General features: G+C 65.7%; 15 protein-coding genes and 2 pseudogenes. 9 read left to right on the forward strand and 8 right to left on the reverse strand.

What is annotated here, in order from left to right; all coding sequences use genetic code 11:
* The 3 genes from NI18_RS09430 to NI18_RS09435 all read left to right on the forward strand — a co-directional run.
* On the forward strand, nucleotides 1-462 hold a 462-nt coding region (locus tag NI18_RS09430), incomplete at its 5' end, for a tetratricopeptide repeat protein (protein WP_037529698.1).
* On the forward strand, nucleotides 459-602 hold the full coding sequence (locus NI18_RS26800) for a tetratricopeptide repeat protein (RefSeq protein WP_306286328.1): 144 nt from the start codon (nucleotides 459-461) through the stop codon (nucleotides 600-602). The genes NI18_RS09430 and NI18_RS26800, both read left to right, overlap by 4 nt.
* 38 nt (nucleotides 603-640) lie before the next feature.
* Nucleotides 641-1,450, forward strand: coding sequence for an ATP-binding protein (locus NI18_RS09435; protein WP_037529701.1), 810 nt, complete (start codon nucleotides 641-643; stop codon nucleotides 1,448-1,450).
* Between the two features lie 41 nt (nucleotides 1,451-1,491).
* On the opposite strand, the gene NI18_RS09440 is transcribed toward NI18_RS09435, so the two are convergent.
* Both NI18_RS09440 and NI18_RS09445 read right to left on the reverse strand, forming a co-directional pair.
* A complete protein-coding gene (locus NI18_RS09440) occupies nucleotides 1,492-1,746 on the reverse strand; it encodes a hypothetical protein (RefSeq protein WP_031440089.1) in 255 nt (84 codons plus the stop codon).
* Nucleotides 1,747-1,833: 87 nt separating this feature from the next.
* Nucleotides 1,834-3,608, reverse strand: a pseudogene (locus NI18_RS09445) (ABC-F family ATP-binding cassette domain-containing protein).
* 110 nt (nucleotides 3,609-3,718) lie between these two features.
* On the opposite strand from NI18_RS09445, the gene NI18_RS09450 reads away from it, so the two are divergent.
* From NI18_RS09450 to NI18_RS09460, 3 genes and pseudogenes are all read left to right on the forward strand, one after another.
* Nucleotides 3,719-4,042 carry a hypothetical protein gene (locus NI18_RS09450; protein WP_031440087.1) on the forward strand — a complete coding sequence of 108 codons (324 nt, stop codon included), beginning with the start codon at nucleotides 3,719-3,721 and terminating at the stop codon, nucleotides 4,040-4,042.
* A 34-nt stretch (nucleotides 4,043-4,076) separates the two neighbouring features.
* Nucleotides 4,077-4,741: pseudogene (locus tag NI18_RS09455) on the forward strand (response regulator transcription factor).
* 25 nt (nucleotides 4,742-4,766) lie between these two features.
* The gene (locus NI18_RS09460) at nucleotides 4,767-6,152 is read left to right on the forward strand and encodes an ATP-binding protein (RefSeq protein ID WP_084215131.1); all 1,386 of its coding nucleotides are present in this window, start codon (nucleotides 4,767-4,769) and stop codon (nucleotides 6,150-6,152) included.
* Here NI18_RS09460 and NI18_RS09465 read toward each other — a convergent pair whose 3' ends face one another.
* A complete protein-coding gene (locus NI18_RS09465; protein WP_037529703.1) occupies nucleotides 6,153-7,151 on the reverse strand; it encodes an LLM class flavin-dependent oxidoreductase in 999 nt (332 codons plus the stop codon).
* Nucleotides 7,152-7,275: 124 nt separating this feature from the next.
* Between NI18_RS09465 and NI18_RS09470 the strand changes: the two genes are divergently transcribed.
* The 3 genes from NI18_RS09470 to NI18_RS22255 are packed head-to-tail and all read left to right on the forward strand — an operon-like array spanning nucleotide 7,276 to nucleotide 9,480.
* Nucleotides 7,276-7,941 (forward strand): pyrimidine 5'-nucleotidase, encoded by a 666-nt coding sequence (locus NI18_RS09470; protein WP_037529706.1) that lies wholly within the window; start codon nucleotides 7,276-7,278, stop codon nucleotides 7,939-7,941.
* A complete protein-coding gene (gene dapD / locus NI18_RS09475) occupies nucleotides 7,938-8,759 on the forward strand; it encodes a 2,3,4,5-tetrahydropyridine-2,6-dicarboxylate N-succinyltransferase (RefSeq protein ID WP_037529708.1) in 822 nt (273 codons plus the stop codon). The genes NI18_RS09470 and dapD overlap by 4 nt, the downstream gene beginning before the upstream one ends.
* Before the next feature lie 13 nt (nucleotides 8,760-8,772).
* Nucleotides 8,773-9,480: a CPBP family intramembrane glutamic endopeptidase gene (locus NI18_RS22255; protein ID WP_052149098.1), complete on the forward strand. Its 708-nt coding sequence runs from the start codon at nucleotides 8,773-8,775 to the stop codon at nucleotides 9,478-9,480.
* Here the strand turns inward: NI18_RS22255 and NI18_RS09485 are convergent.
* From NI18_RS09485 to NI18_RS09500, 5 genes are all read right to left on the reverse strand, one after another.
* Nucleotides 9,477-10,253, reverse strand: a complete 777-nt coding sequence (locus tag NI18_RS09485; protein WP_031440082.1) for an ABC transporter permease — start codon at nucleotides 10,251-10,253, stop codon at nucleotides 9,477-9,479. The genes NI18_RS22255 and NI18_RS09485 overlap by 4 nt on opposite strands.
* Nucleotides 10,250-11,179 carry an ABC transporter ATP-binding protein gene (locus NI18_RS09490; RefSeq protein WP_037529709.1) on the reverse strand — a complete coding sequence of 310 codons (930 nt, stop codon included), beginning with the start codon at nucleotides 11,177-11,179 and terminating at the stop codon, nucleotides 10,250-10,252. Before NI18_RS09490 ends, NI18_RS09485 begins: the two co-directional genes overlap by 4 nt.
* Nucleotides 11,180-11,347: 168 nt before the next feature.
* On the reverse strand, nucleotides 11,348-11,524 hold the full coding sequence (locus NI18_RS27950; RefSeq protein WP_347574833.1) for a DsbA family protein: 177 nt from the start codon (nucleotides 11,522-11,524) through the stop codon (nucleotides 11,348-11,350).
* Nucleotides 11,446-12,057 (reverse strand): thioredoxin domain-containing protein, encoded by a 612-nt coding sequence (locus tag NI18_RS09495; protein ID WP_347574832.1) that lies wholly within the window; start codon nucleotides 12,055-12,057, stop codon nucleotides 11,446-11,448. Before NI18_RS09495 ends, NI18_RS27950 begins: the two co-directional genes overlap by 79 nt.
* Nucleotides 12,054-13,409: a M48 family metalloprotease gene (locus NI18_RS09500; protein WP_031440079.1), complete on the reverse strand. Its 1,356-nt coding sequence runs from the start codon at nucleotides 13,407-13,409 to the stop codon at nucleotides 12,054-12,056. The genes NI18_RS09495 and NI18_RS09500 overlap by 4 nt, the downstream gene beginning before the upstream one ends.
* Nucleotides 13,410-13,721 lie beyond the last annotated feature (312 nt).

Consider the following 13,721-nt stretch of genomic DNA (forward strand, 5'->3'; position numbering starts at 1 on the left):
ATGCGCTTGCCCGCGCGCAGCCTTGCGCGGGCAAGCCCCGGCGCGCCCGCCGCCCAGTTGGCGCTGGGCGACACCTTTGCGGTGACGGGGCGTTACGCGGACGCTGTACCGCTTTATGCGCGTGCTGCGGATCTCAGCTTCGACGAACCGACGATGCTGCGCCTGGTCGACGCGCTGAGCCGGGTCTCGCGCCAACGCCAGGCGTCGACCGCGCTGGCCCTGTATCTTTCGCAAAATCCGCAGAGCCCGACCGGCCAGCGAATTCTTGGCCATTGGCACGTGATGGCTGGCAACTGGACCGCGGCGATCGAGACGCTCGAAGCGGTGCGCCGGCGGATCGGCAATCGTGACGCGGGGCTGCTAACAGATCTCGCGCGCGCTATGCCGGGGCGGCGCCGCGTGACGGCGCAGATACGGCAGCGCTTCGCTATGCGCGCGCCGCCCATGCGCTTGCGCCGATGAATGCAGCGGCGACCGACGCCTATGGCATCGCGCTGGCGGGCGTCGGCAAGCTGGACGGTGCGCGGCAGGTGCTGACCAAGGCGGTAGCGCTGGCCCCCGGGGATCGCGCCATCGCCAGCCATCTCGCCCAGCTCCGTTAGACCTTGTCGCACGGCGGCGGTGCCGTCATGACCGCGCGATGACCGACCCGCTCGACAGGATCGCCGCCGCGCTCGAACGCCTCTCGCCGCCGCCGCCGCCAGTAGCGGACTGTCTGGCGTTTCCCGCCTATGTGTGGCGCAACCAGTCGCTCGTTCCGATCCGCGGTTTCGCCCCGCTGCCGCTCGATCTGCTTATCGGCATCAATCGGCAGAAGCACCTGCTGCTGGACATGGTCCGGCGGGTCGCCCGCGGCCACGCAGCGCATGACGTGCTGCTATGGGGCGCGCGCGGCACCGGTAAATCGGCGCTGGTGAAAAGCGTCGTCGCCGCGGTCCAGGCCGAACAGGGCAATGTCGCGCTGATCGAGATCGCCGACATGACCGCGCTGCCGGACCTGTTTGCGATGCTGGCACCCGTGGACCGCGCCTTCATCGTCTTCGTCGACGATCTCGGCATCGATACTTCGTCTGAGGCGCGTGTGCTGAGATCCGTGCTCGAAGGCGGTGCAGAGCCACGTCCCGCCAATGTGCGTCTGGCCGTGACGGCGAACCGCCGGCATCTGGCGCCACGCGATATCGCCGAACAGGAAAGTGCCATCAATCCACGCGATTCGATCGACGACCAGCTGGCGCTGGCGGATCGGTTCGGACTCAGTCTGGGGTTTCATGCCGTCGATCAGGACGGCTATCTGGCGATCGTCGCGGGCTATGCGGCGCTACACGACCTCCCATTTCAGCCCGACGAGGCCCTGACATGGGCAACGCAGCGGGGAAGTCGTTCCGGGCGTGTTGCCTGGCAGTATATCGTTGACTTGGCGGGGCGGTCCGGGCGCGCGATCAGCAAATAACGTAAAAAGGGCCGGCGCCTAAGCGCGACCCTCAGAACAGCTTAGTTGCTGTCCGAATCGTTGTCGTTGTCGTCCTTGACGATGGCGACAACGCCGATCGCAACGACGCCAGCTGCGATCAGGCCGGCGATCACGCCAGCGCCTGCAGCCTTGTTCTTGCCGGTCGTTGCCGAACCGATGCGTGCCTTCGAAACCGACAGGCTCGACGCAGGGTTGGCAGGCGCAGCAACGGCTGCAACCGACGTGGACATCATAGCGATAGCGAGCGCGCTACCGGTCAGGTTCTTCAGCTTCATAAGACTCTCCAAAACGTACAATGGCGGGATGCTGCAACGCGGTAACATGTGTCAAGTTCCAAATGGTTCGGAACGGTTTAGCTGCCGCTATTCGCCAACCTGCTCCGCCAGTTCGAGCCAGCGGAGTTCCGCAGCCTCCTTTTCGGCGCGCGCGCCTCGATCGCGGCGGTCAGCCTGGCGAAGGTCGCATTGTCGCGCATGTACAGGTTCGGCGCGGCAAGCTTTGCGGCATCGCTCGCGATCTGAGCGTCGAGCGCCTCGATCCGCTTGGGGAGCAACTCATAGTCGCGCTGATCCTTGTAGGTCAGTTTCGCGCGGGGCGCGGGGGCCGGCGGCGCGGTCGCGGCGACCTTCTTGGAGGCCCGCTTGCCGCTGGTCTGGGTCGCACGGCGCTTTTCCCAATCCTCATATCCGCCGGCGACGACATCGACGGTCCCGGACCCGTCGAGCCCGAGCGTGATCGTCACGGTCCGGTCGAGAAAGTCGCGATCATGGCTGACGATCAGGACGGTGCCGTCATAATCGCCGATCACCTCCTGCAACAGGTCGAGCGTTTCGAGGTCGAGATCGTTGGTCGGCTCGTCGAGCACGAGCAGGTTCGACGGCTTGGCGAATTCGCGCGCGAGCAGCAGCCGCGATCGCTCGCCACCCGATAGCGACCCGATCTTGGCGTCGACCATGTTCGGGTCGAACAGGAACTCCTTCAGATAACCGTGGATATGCTTGCGGACGCCGAGCACGTCGATCCAGTCGCCGCCATCGGCAACGACTTCGCGCACCGTCTTCTCGGGCGCCATCAGGCTGCGCTGCTGATCAATGACGACCGCATCGAGCGTCTTGGCGAGCTTGATCGTCCCGCCATCGGGTTCGATCTCGCCGGTCAGCAGCTTCAGCAGCGTCGACTTGCCCGCGCCGTTGCGGCCGACAATGCCGATCCGGTCGCCGCGCGTGACGCGCAACGTCAGGTCGCCGATGATCGTCCGGTCGCCATACGCCTTGGTGACGTGCTTCGCGTCGATCACGACCTTCGACTTGGTGTCATCGCTGCTGGTGACGAGGTTGGCCGAACCCTGCGGCCCGATCATCGAGGCGCGTTCGGCGCGCATCTCGTGCAGCTTGGTCAAGCGTCCCTGGTTGCGCTTGCGCCGCCCGGTGACGCCGCGAAGCAGCCAATGCTCTTCCAGCTTCAGGCGTGCGTCGAGCTTCTCGGCCTGGCGCTGTTCCTCGGCATAGACCTGTTCGGTCCACGCCTCGAATCCGCCGAAACCGATCTCCGCACGCCGGATCGCGCCGCGGTCGAGCCACAGGGTCTGCTTGGTGAGACGCGTCAGGAAGGTACGGTCATGGCTGATCACGACAAACGCGCCGCGGAAGCGCTTGAGCCAGTCCTCGATCCATTCGATTGCGCCGATGTCGAGATGGTTGGTCGGCTCGTCGAGCAGCAGCACGTCGGGGTCCTGCCCCAGCGCACGGACGATCGCCGCGCGGCGGCGCTCGCCACCCGAGGCGGATGCGGCTTCGCGCGACAGATCGATGCCGAGCTGATCGGCGATCGAGTCGGCTTCGTAGCTGACCGGCGCATCGTCGCCGCCCATCACGTAATCGCGCAGGGTCGCAAAGCCGCGCAGGTCGGGCTCCTGCTCGAGGATGACGACCCGCGTGCCTGGGACGATCGTCCGGCGGCCCTCATCGCCCTCGATGCTGCCGCCGAGCAGCTTGAGCAAGGTCGTCTTGCCCGCGCCGTTGCGCCCGATCAGCGCGAGGCGATCGCGCGGACCGATATGGATGTCGAGGTTGCGAAAAAGCCATCCAGAACCCTGGACAAGGCCGAGGCCTTCGAATGCGAGAATAGGTGCTGCCATGTCCGGGTCACCTAGGGTCGCCGGGTGATGCAGGCAAGTTACACTATGCTGTCGTCCTGCTGTCGCCCTCATTCACAGGCTGTTCAATGCGCCGGGCCTATGCCACCTCCATGAAGATGCTGCTGTTCCTGACAACTCTTGCTGCTTTCCCGATGCTGACGCCGTTGGCGGCGGGCGTTGCGGTGGCGCAGGCTCCCGATCAGCGACATGGCGACCAGCGTTCCGCCTTCGAAGCGCGCAGGACCGGCCGGTCGCTGTCGCTGCGCGAGATCGAGGCGCGGGTGATGCCGATGATGCAGGGCGCGCAGTATCTTGGCTTCGACTATGATGCGGGCAGCGGCATTTACACGCTGAAGTTCCTGCGCAATGGCAATGTGATCTGGGTCGACGTCGATGGCCGGACTGGCCAGATCATCGGCCGCACCGGCCAGTAGCCTGGCCGCGAGCAATTCAAGCGAGAGGATTATCATGCGCGTTCTGATCGTCGAGGACGAGCCGAATCTCGGGGCTCAGCTCAAGAATACCCTCGAGGCGCCGGCTATGCGATCGACCTCGCAGTCGATGGCGAGGAGGGGCATTTCCTGGGTTCGACCGAGAATTACGACGCCGTCGTGCTCGACCTCGGTCTGCCCGAGATCGACGGCCTCACCGTGCTCGACCGCTGGCGCAAGGAGGGCAAGGTCATGCCCGTCCTCGTGCTGACCGCGCGCGACAGCTGGTCCGACAAGGTCGCCGGGCTCGATGCGGGCGCCGATGACTATGTGGCAAAGCCGTTCCAGAGCGAGGAACTCATCGCGCGCCTGCGGGCCTTGATCCGCCGTGCGAGCGGTAACGCCTCCTCCGAACTGACCGCCGGCGACATCCGCCTCGATACGCGCAGCGGCAAGGTGACGCGTGCGGGTGAGCCGGTGAAGCTGACCGCGCAGGAATATAAGCTGCTGAGCTATCTGTTGCATCACAAGGGCAAGGTCGTCAGCCGCACCGAATTGATCGAGCATATCTACGACCAGGATTTCGATCGCGATTCGAACACGATCGAGGTGTTCGTGACGCGTATCCGCAAGAAGCTGGGTCAGGACGTGATCACGACGATCCGCGGGCTTGGCTACAGCCTCGAAGATCCCGACGCCTGACCGACATGATTGCGCCGGACGCCTGATGAACACGCCCCCGCTGGCTGCCGACCTGCCGCTTCACGTGCAGGCCCGGGCGAGGGGATCGCTGTCTGGACGCATGATCCTGATCGCGGCGGTGTGGATCACGGTGCTGCTGGGGGCGGGCGGGTTTGCGCTCGACCGTGTCCTGTCGAGCGCGGTGACGCGCAATTTCGACGACCAGCTGGAGTATGTCCTCCGCTCGCTGCTAAGTTCGTCCGAGATCGGGCCCGAGGGCGAGGTGATCTTCACGCGCGAAGCCGCCGCCGACCAGCGGTTCCTCGAGCCCGGTTCCGGCCTGTACTGGCAGGTATCGGGCCGGGGGCGCGAGGATTTCCCATCACGCTCGCTCTGGGACCGGCGGCTGGCGTTCGGGTCGTCGCATGACGATCTGAACGTGCATTTCTACGACAGCAAACAGTTTCGCGACGAATCGCTGCGGGTCGTCGAACGCGACGTCGTCCTGCCCGGATCGAAGATCCACTGGCGCTTCCAGGTCGCGCAGGCTCGCGAAGGGCTCGATGCGCAGATCACGACGCTGCGGCGCACGCTGGTTCGCAGCTTCGCGCTGCTCGGTCTCGGCCTGATCATCATGGCCGCGATGCAGACGTTCTACGGGCTCTGGCCGCTGCGCCGTGTCCGCGAGGAGATTGCGCGGATGCGCGCCGGCCAGTCCAACCGGGTGGGCAGCGCGATGCCGATCGAGGTCGCGCCGATGGTTGAGGAACTGAACGCGCTGATCGAGCATAACGAACGTCAGGCCGAGGAAGCGCGGCGGCACGCGGGCAATCTCGCGCATGCGCTGAAGACCCCGCTGACCGTGATCATGAACGCCGCGACTGCGCAATCAGACGATCTGGCCGATACCGTCATTCGTGAAGCGCGGACGATGCGGCGCCAGGTCGATCATCACCTTGCCCGAGCCCGTGCGGTCGGCCGGCGCGGTTCGGCGCATAGTCGCGCCGATGTCTGGCCTAGCCTCGAATCGGTCGAGCGTGCTGTCGCTCGTCTGTATCGGCATGTCCGCATCGACATTACCGGCGACAAGACGCTCAAGGTCCATGTCGAACGCCAGGATCTCGACGAGATGCTCGGCAATCTGATCGAGAACGCCGCGAAATACGGCGGTGGCAGCGTCTTCGTGACGGTCGGCGCGCAGGCTGGGTTCGTCGAGTTCCTGGTCGAAGACGACGGCGTTGGGATTCCCGAGGAACAGCGCGTCCGCATCTTCGATCGCGGCGTCCGGCTCGATACGGGCAAGCCGGGAACGGGTCTCGGGCTCGCGATCGTCCGCGACGTCGCCGAAATCTACGAGGGCACAGTCGGGCTCGAGGAGAGTGAGGACCTCGGCGGACTCATGGTCCGCCTGAGGCTGCCCGCCGCGAGCTGATCAGGCCGCGATCTTCATATCCTGCATCACGTCGGCGGTGATCGACAGGCTCCGCTTGCGCGCTTCGTGATCGTAGATCGCACTCGTCACCATCACCTCGTCGACGCCGGTACGCTCGACGAACGCGGCGATCCCGCGCGCGACCTTGGCCGGGCTGCCCACGGCCGAGCATTGCAGGACATGGTCGAGAATCTGGTTGCCCTGCGCGCCGAGCGATTCGCGATAGCCCGCGACCGGCGGCGGCAACTGACGAGGGTTTCCGGTGCGGAGCGCGACGAACGACTGTTGCTGCGAACTGGCGAGCAGTTCGGCCTCGGCATCAGTATCTGCCGCGAAGACGTTGAAGCCCGCCATGACGTGGGGCTTTGCCAGCCGCGCGGAGGGGCGGAAATCGCGTCGATAGATGGCGAGCGCCGCATCGAGCGCGTCAGGCGCGAAGTGCGACGCAAAGGCATAGGGCAGGCCGAGTGCGGCGGCGAGTTGCGCACCGAAGGTGCTGGAGCCGAGAATCCACATCTCGACATCCGCGCCCGCGCCCGGCGTCGCGACGATGCCGGTCTGGCCGTCATTGGCAAAATAGCTCTGCAGCTCCATCACGTCCTGCGGGAAGGCGTTGGCGTCGGTTTCGAGCGTGCGGCGCATCGCGCGTGCCACCCTCTGGTCCGAACCGGGCGCGCGGCCGAGGCCAAGGTCGATCCGGCCGGGGAACAGCGCGTCGAGCGTCCCGAACTGCTCGGCGATCACCAGCGGTGCGTGGTTCGGGAGCATGATCCCGCCCGATCCGACGCGGATTGTGTGCGTCGCGGCGGCGATATGCGCGATCACGACCGCCGTCGCGGCGGAGGCGATACCGGTCATGCCGTGATGTTCGGCGACCCAGTAACGCTGGAATCCGACGCTCTCGGCATGGCGTGCGAGATCGGCCGCATTGGCGAGCGACTGTGAAACGGTGCCGCCTTGGACGACGGGGACGAGATCGAGCAGGGAATAGCGTGTCATGCACTGGATATAGGTACCGAGCGGTAGCTTATCCAGTGTCCGCCAAATTTGCTGCGTCGCGCTCCGCGTGACCTGACCGCGCCGGCTTGTCCCTGCGCGCCGCGGTGCCTAGAGGTTCGCTCCGATGCTTGCCCGACTTGACCATGTCCGCAACTGGATCTTCGATCTGGACAATACGCTGTATCCGGCGAGCGCCGATCTGTTTTCGCAGGTCGACGCACGGATGACCGGGTTCATCCAGGACCTGCTCGGGCTCGAGCATGACGAGGCGCGGCGCGTGCAGAAGGGCTATTTCCACAATCACGGCACGACGCTGTCGGGGTTGATGACCGAGCATCACGTCGATCCGCACGCGTTCCTCGCGCATGTCCATGACATCGAGATGGACGTGCTGGAGCATGACGCGCCGCTGGTCGCGGCGATCGCCAAGCTGCCCGGACGCAAGCTGATCTTCACCAACGGCGACACGCCCTATGCGCTGAAGATCCTCGACCGTCTCGGGCTTGGCGCGAGTTTCGAGGCGATCCACGACATTCATGCGATGGACCTGATGCCCAAGCCGCATGCATCGGCCTATGCAGGCTTTTGCGCGGCGTTCGACATCGACCCCGCGCAATCGCTGTTCGTCGACGACATGGTCCGCAATCTGCTGCCCGCCAAGGCGATCGGCATGACGACGGTGTGGGTCGACAACGGGTCGGAACAGTCGCCGGGCGCGGAACGCGATCATATCGATTTCACCATCCCGGTGCTCGCGCCGTGGCTGGAAACCATCCTGGAGACATCATGAGCAACCTGCAGACGATCATCGACGCCGCCTGGGACGACCGGGCAAATCTCGGTTTGGAGACGAAGGGCGAAATCCGCGATGCGGTCGACAGCGCGCTGGCGATGCTCGATGCGGGTACCGCGCGGGTCGCGGAGCCCGCCGGTGACGGTTGGCAGGTCAATCAGTGGCTGAAGAAGGCCGTGCTGCTGTCGTTCCGCCTCAACGACAATGTCGTGATCGACGGTGGATCGGGCGGCGCACCCGCGTTCGACAAGGTGCCGTCGAAGTTCGCGGGCTGGGGCGAGGCCGAGTTCCGCGCAGCCGGCATCCGCGTTGTTCCCGGTGCGGTCGCGCGCCGCGGCAGCTTCATCGCCAAGGGCGCGATCCTGATGCCGAGCTTCGTCAATATCGGCGCCTATGTCGGTGAGGGCACGATGGTCGACGCCTGGGCGACGGTCGGCAGTTGTGCGCAGATCGGCAAGAACGTCCATCTGTCGGGCGGTGCCGGCATCGGCGGCGTACTCGAGCCACTTCAGGCCGACCCCGTGATCATCGGCGACGGCGCATTCATCGGCGCGCGTGCCGAGGTCGCCGAGGGCGTTCGCGTCGGTGAGGGCGCGGTGCTGTCGATGGGCGTGTATCTGGGCGCGTCGACCAAGATCATCGACCGCGCGACCGGCGAAGTCTTCAAGGGCGAAGTGCCGCCCTATGCGGTCGTCGTGCCGGGTTCGATCGGCGGCGGGGACGGCAAGCCAGCGCTCTACTGCGCCGTAATCGTCAAGCGCGTCGACGCGCAGACGCGGTCGAAGACGAGCATCAACGACCTGTTGCGCGACTAATCCGGCCGCGGTGATGGTCGCGCAGACACTGCTCGCGATCGTCGCCGTCTACGTATTGGCGATCCTGTGGCGGGGGCGGACGTTTCGCGTTCGCCTGCCAACACGATCAGGGAGCGGCCCTGCAAAGCGTATGACGGCCTGGGCGGTCGGGTTGGCGGTGTCGTTCGGTCTGCCCGCTCTGATCGGCCTCGTACTGCTCGGCCAAAATCCGCTCGCGGCGGCGCAGCCGGCGGCAATCGCGCTGGTGCCGGACGACTGGCCGCGCCTGCCGATCGCGCCACTGATCCTCGGCATGGCGCTCGGCACGCTCGCGAACGCGGCGATCACGCATGCCTTGTGGCGCCGCGGCCGCCGCGCGTTCCAGATCGGCACCTTCCCCGATGTCCTGCCGAAGACGCGGGAGGACATTCTCCCGGCCATCGCCCTCGCGATCAGTGCCGGAATCAGCGAAGAGCTGTTCTTCCGCTTGTTCCTCCCGCTGCTGATCGCGCTGGTGTCCGGCAGCGCGCTGGCCGGGACGATTATCGCCACCTTATGCTTTGGCGGGGTGCACCGCTATCAGGGATGGCGCGGCGTCGTCGCGACGACGCTGTCGGGCGTGGCGCTGTCCATGCTCTACGGCCTGACGAACAGCGTGTGGATGGCGATTGCGTTCCACATCGCGATCGACATCAATGCGCTGGTCGTGCGGCCAATGGCGCGCGGGGCGTGGCGCGCCTAGTTCTTCATCCGCCAACCGGTCTTGAAGATCAACGCGATCACGATGAGGCAGGCGACGAGGAACGCCGCGGTCACCGCGAGGCTGATGCCGACCGCGACATCACCTTGCCCGAAGAAGCTCCAGCGAAACCCGCTGATCAGATAGACGACCGGGTTGGCCAGGCTGAGCGTGCGCCAGGGCTGGGGCAGCATGTCGATCGAGTAGAAGGCGCCACCCAGAAACGTCAGTGGCGTGATCAGCAGCGCGGGGACGAAGTTCAGCTGTTCGAAGCCGTTCGCCCAGACGCCGATGATGAAGCCGAACAGGCTGAACGCAACGGCCGTCAGGATCAGGAAGGCGAACATCGCGAACGGATGCGCGATATGCAGCGGCACGAAACAGGCGGCGGTCGCCAGGATGATCAACCCGATGATCACCGACTTGGTGGTCGCCGCCCCGACATAGCCGATCACCATCTCCATCGCGGACACGGGCGCGGAGAGCAGTTCGTAGATCGTGCCGGTGAATTTGGGGAAGTAGATCCCGATCGATGCATTCGCGATGCTCTGCGTCAGCAGCGACAGCATGATAAGGCCGGGGACGATGAAGCTGCCATAGCCGACGCCGCCGACCTCCTGCATCCGGCTGCCGATCGCACCGCCGAAGACGATGAAATAGAGCGACGTCGTGAGGACGGGGGTGACGAGGCTCTGCCACAGCGTGCGCAGGGCCCGAGCCATTTCGAAACGATAGATCGCCCAGACGCCGTGCCAGTTGAGGAAGGGGGTGTTCATGCGCGCTCTCCGACGAGATCGACGAAGATGTCCTCGAGGCTCGACTTGCTGGTTTCGAGATCCTTGAAGCCGATGCCGAGTTCGGCGAGCTTGCGCAGGAGCGAGGGGATGCCGGTATGGTCCGCCTGTGCGTCGAACACATAGCGCAGGCGCTTGCCCTCGTCCTGCAGCGACACGTCCCATTCGGCAAGGTCGGGCGGGATCGCGGTCATCGGCTCCTGCAACGCCAGATCGAGCTCGCGCTTGCCCAGCTGTTTCATCAGCGATGCCTTGTCGTCGACGAGCAGCAGCTTGCCCTTGTTGATCACGCCGACGCGGTCGGCCATCTCCTCGGCCTCCTCGATATAATGCGTGGTCAGGATGATCGTCGTGCCGCCCTCGCGCAGGCGGTGGACGAGCTTCCACATGTCGCGGCGCAGCGCGACGTCGACGCCCGCGGTGGGTTCGTCGAGGAACAGGATCTCGGGCTCGTGGCTCAACGCCTTGGCGATCAGGACACGGCGCTTCATCCCGCCCGACAATTCCATGATCTTCGCATGGCGCTTGTCCCAAAGCGACAGGTCACGCAGCACCTGTTCGATATAGGCGCTGTGGCCCGAGCGACCGAAGAGGCGCCGGCTGAAGGTGACGGTGGCGAGCACCGTCTCGAACATGTCGACGTTCAGCTCCTGCGGGACCAGTCCGATGCGACTGCGCGCCTGCTTATAGTCGTGGATCGCGTCGAAGCCCGCGACGGTAATCGTTCCAGCGCTGGGCGTGACAATTCCGCAGATGATGCTGATCAGTGTCGTCTTCCCCGCCCCATTGGGCCCGAGCAGCGCGAAGATCTCGCCCTTGCGGATGTCCAGATCGACGGGGTGGAGTGCGGTGGTGCCGCTTTTGTAAGTCTTCGTGACGCCCGCAACGGACAGGATCGGTTCGGTCATTGGGGCCCCTTTTAAGTGAGGGGAAGATGGGGGCGGTGGGGTGTGAAAGTAAGGCCTGACGCGACCCCATCGTAATCCCCGCGGAGGCGGGGATCCATAAACTCGGACGTCGCCAATATGGGTCCCCGCCTCCGCGGGGATGACGAAATGGGGATTTGCGAGGTCGGCCTATCCGGCGCGGGCGGCGGCGACCGCCTTTTGCAGGTCCTCGAGCGGCAGTGCACCGGACAGGATGCGGTCGCCAACCACCCAGCTCGGCGTGCCCGTCATGCCGAGCTTGGCCGCGGTCTCCATGTTCTTGCCGATCTCGGCATCGGCGGTCTTGGTGAAGCCTGCCGGATTGATGTCGACCCCGGCCTTCGCCGCTGCGCCGCGATCGTCGCGTCGCTGACCTGACCGCCGGCGTAGAGCGCGTCGTGGAAGGCCGCGAATTTGCCCTGTTGGGCGGCCGCGAGGCTCGCGCGGGCAGCGACGCGGCTTTCCGCGCTGAGGATCGGCAATTCGCGAAAGACGACGCGGACCTTGGGGTCTGCGGCGATCAGCTTTGCGATCATCGGCAGGCTCGCGCGGCAATACCCGCAATTATAGTCGAAATATTCGACCAATGTGACGTCGCCCTTGGGATTGCCCGCCCAGGCGCTGCCGAACGGCGTGACGATCGCGTCGCGGTTGGCGGCGACCGTCTTGCCCGATTCGCGGTCGCGCAGTTTCTCCATCGCTTCGGGCAGGATCTCGGGATGCGCGAGCATGTAATCGTGGACGATCGCCTCGACCTGCGCGCGCTCGACGCCACCGCCCTGGCGATCATAGCCCCACACCGCGAATCCGCCCAGGACCGCCCCGACCGCCGCGATGGCGGGCAACATCATCTTGTTCATCGGCGCCGCTTATACTGCTTAGGATTGTCGTCCATCTCGTTCTGCGCGGCCATTGCGATATCCTGCGCACGGATCCAGTCGGGGGTGTTGGCGGGGATGTTGGCGAGCGCATATTGCGCGCTGGCCGATGCGGTCCGCATGTCGCCGCCCATGCTCGCGCGCTCGGCGGTGGCGAGCGCCGCGCGAGCCGTATCACCGGTCAGCTCGTAGACGGTGCCGAGCTGCATCCAGGCGAACGGATTCTGATCGTCGCGGCCGACCGCGGTGCGCAGGACCTTCGTCGCCTCGGGATAATTCGCCTTGTTCTCGGTCGCGATCAGCGCGTGGCCGAACGTCGTGGCGATCAGCGGGTTGTTGCGCGAGCCCTCGGTCGCCTCGCGCAACGGGACGAGCGACTCGACCGGCCTGCCAGCCTCGAGCAGGATCTGGCCCTTGATCTCGAGGAAATAGGGATCGTCGGGCTTCGCCTTGACCAGCGCATCCGCCTCGGCATCGGCTTTGTCGGGATAGCCCGATTTATGATAGGCATAGGCTCGGGCGTAATGCGCGTAGATCGACTGGTCGCTCGGCGGATAGCTTTGCAGCGTGCGCGGCGCGGGCAGGACATAACCGGCTAGCTTGGCCTTCACGCGGCGGAAGCGTTCCTCGAGCGCAGCATCGGGCTTGTTCGCCCAGGCGGGCGACGCCTGGAGATCCGCGGTCAGCGCCGAGACGCGCTCGCCCGACAGCGGATGCGACTGCATGAACGGGTCGATATTGGCGGTGCCGAAGCGATATTCCTGCTGCTGCAGCTTCTTGAAAAAGCTCAGCATGCCGCGGCCGGTGACGTTCGCTTCCCGCAGATATTTGGCGCCGCTCGCATCCGCAGTGGATTCCTGCGTGCGACTGAACGCCAGGTAATTGCCCATCGCGGCCTGTTGTCCGGCCGCCATGATCCCCGCGCCCGCCTCGCCGCTGCCCGCCGCCATCGCCGCCAGGCCGAGCACCATCGAGAGCAGGTACATGCCCATCGCGGGTTTGGTGCCGCGATCGGAGAGCACGACATGGCCGTCGGCGATGTGGCCGAGTTCGTGCGCGATCACGCCCTGGACTTCGTTCGCATTGTCCGCCGCCTGGAGCAGGCCCGAATGGACATAGACGGTCTGGCCGCCCGCGACGAACGCATTGATCGAATCGTCGTTGATCAGCACGACCTTGACGTCGCGCGGCGACAGGCCCGCCGCCGTGATCAGCGGGCCGGACATTTCGGCGAACATCGTTTCGGTTTCCGCATCGCGGAGGATCGACTGCGCCTGCGCGGGTTGCGCCCAGAGCAGGAGGGTGGCGGTCAGGGCCGCGACGAAGCGCTTCATATCGCGCAGTATCGTCGATCGACGGCGGGGGAGCAATGGCGGGGACGACGACGTGGGCGGGTCCGACGCCCGATGGTGAGCTGCAGGACGTAGCACGACCCAAGCGGCCGATCGCCGGAACCAATTGGTCCGAATGCGCCGAAATGAAAACGGGCGCGAACTTTCGATCGCGCCCGTCTCAACGGCTATGCTCCGGCGTCAGCCGAAGGTGCGCTGCCACCAGCCACGGCGCGGCGCGCCATCGGGGTCGTCGTTCGTGCCCGGCGCGTCGGCGTCCTGCGGCTGGACCTCGACCTGCGGCGGCGTGGTCTC

Origin of the sequence: Sphingomonas sp. Ant20 (assembly GCF_000783375.1) — a bacterium.
Classification (GTDB): Bacteria; Pseudomonadota; Alphaproteobacteria; order Sphingomonadales; family Sphingomonadaceae; genus Sphingomonas; species Sphingomonas aerolata.

Excerpts from the sequence above, each read along its gene's own strand:
- NI18_RS09485 (WP_031440082.1), bottom strand. The coding sequence starts at position 10,253 with ATGAACACCCCCTTCCTCAACTGGCACGGCGTCTGGGCGATCTATCGT.
- NI18_RS09495 (WP_347574832.1), bottom strand. The coding sequence starts at position 12,057 with ATGAACAAGATGATGTTGCCCGCCATCGCGGCGGTCGGGGCGGTCCTG.
- NI18_RS09440 (WP_031440089.1), bottom strand. The coding sequence starts at position 1,746 with ATGAAGCTGAAGAACCTGACCGGTAGCGCGCTCGCTATCGCTATGATG.
- NI18_RS09470 (WP_037529706.1), top strand. The coding sequence starts at position 7,276 with ATGCTTGCCCGACTTGACCATGTCCGCAACTGGATCTTCGATCTGGAC.
- NI18_RS09500 (WP_031440079.1), bottom strand. The coding sequence starts at position 13,409 with ATGAAGCGCTTCGTCGCGGCCCTGACCGCCACCCTCCTGCTCTGGGCG.
- NI18_RS09465 (WP_037529703.1), bottom strand. The coding sequence starts at position 7,151 with ATGACACGCTATTCCCTGCTCGATCTCGTCCCCGTCGTCCAAGGCGGC.
- NI18_RS26800 (WP_306286328.1), top strand. The coding sequence starts at position 459 with ATGAATGCAGCGGCGACCGACGCCTATGGCATCGCGCTGGCGGGCGTC.
- NI18_RS09450 (WP_031440087.1), top strand. The coding sequence starts at position 3,719 with ATGAAGATGCTGCTGTTCCTGACAACTCTTGCTGCTTTCCCGATGCTG.
- NI18_RS09460 (WP_084215131.1), top strand. The coding sequence starts at position 4,767 with ATGAACACGCCCCCGCTGGCTGCCGACCTGCCGCTTCACGTGCAGGCC.
- dapD (WP_037529708.1), top strand. The coding sequence starts at position 7,938 with ATGAGCAACCTGCAGACGATCATCGACGCCGCCTGGGACGACCGGGCA.
- NI18_RS09490 (WP_037529709.1), bottom strand. The coding sequence starts at position 11,179 with ATGACCGAACCGATCCTGTCCGTTGCGGGCGTCACGAAGACTTACAAA.
- NI18_RS22255 (WP_052149098.1), top strand. The coding sequence starts at position 8,773 with ATGGTCGCGCAGACACTGCTCGCGATCGTCGCCGTCTACGTATTGGCG.
- NI18_RS09435 (WP_037529701.1), top strand. The coding sequence starts at position 641 with ATGACCGACCCGCTCGACAGGATCGCCGCCGCGCTCGAACGCCTCTCG.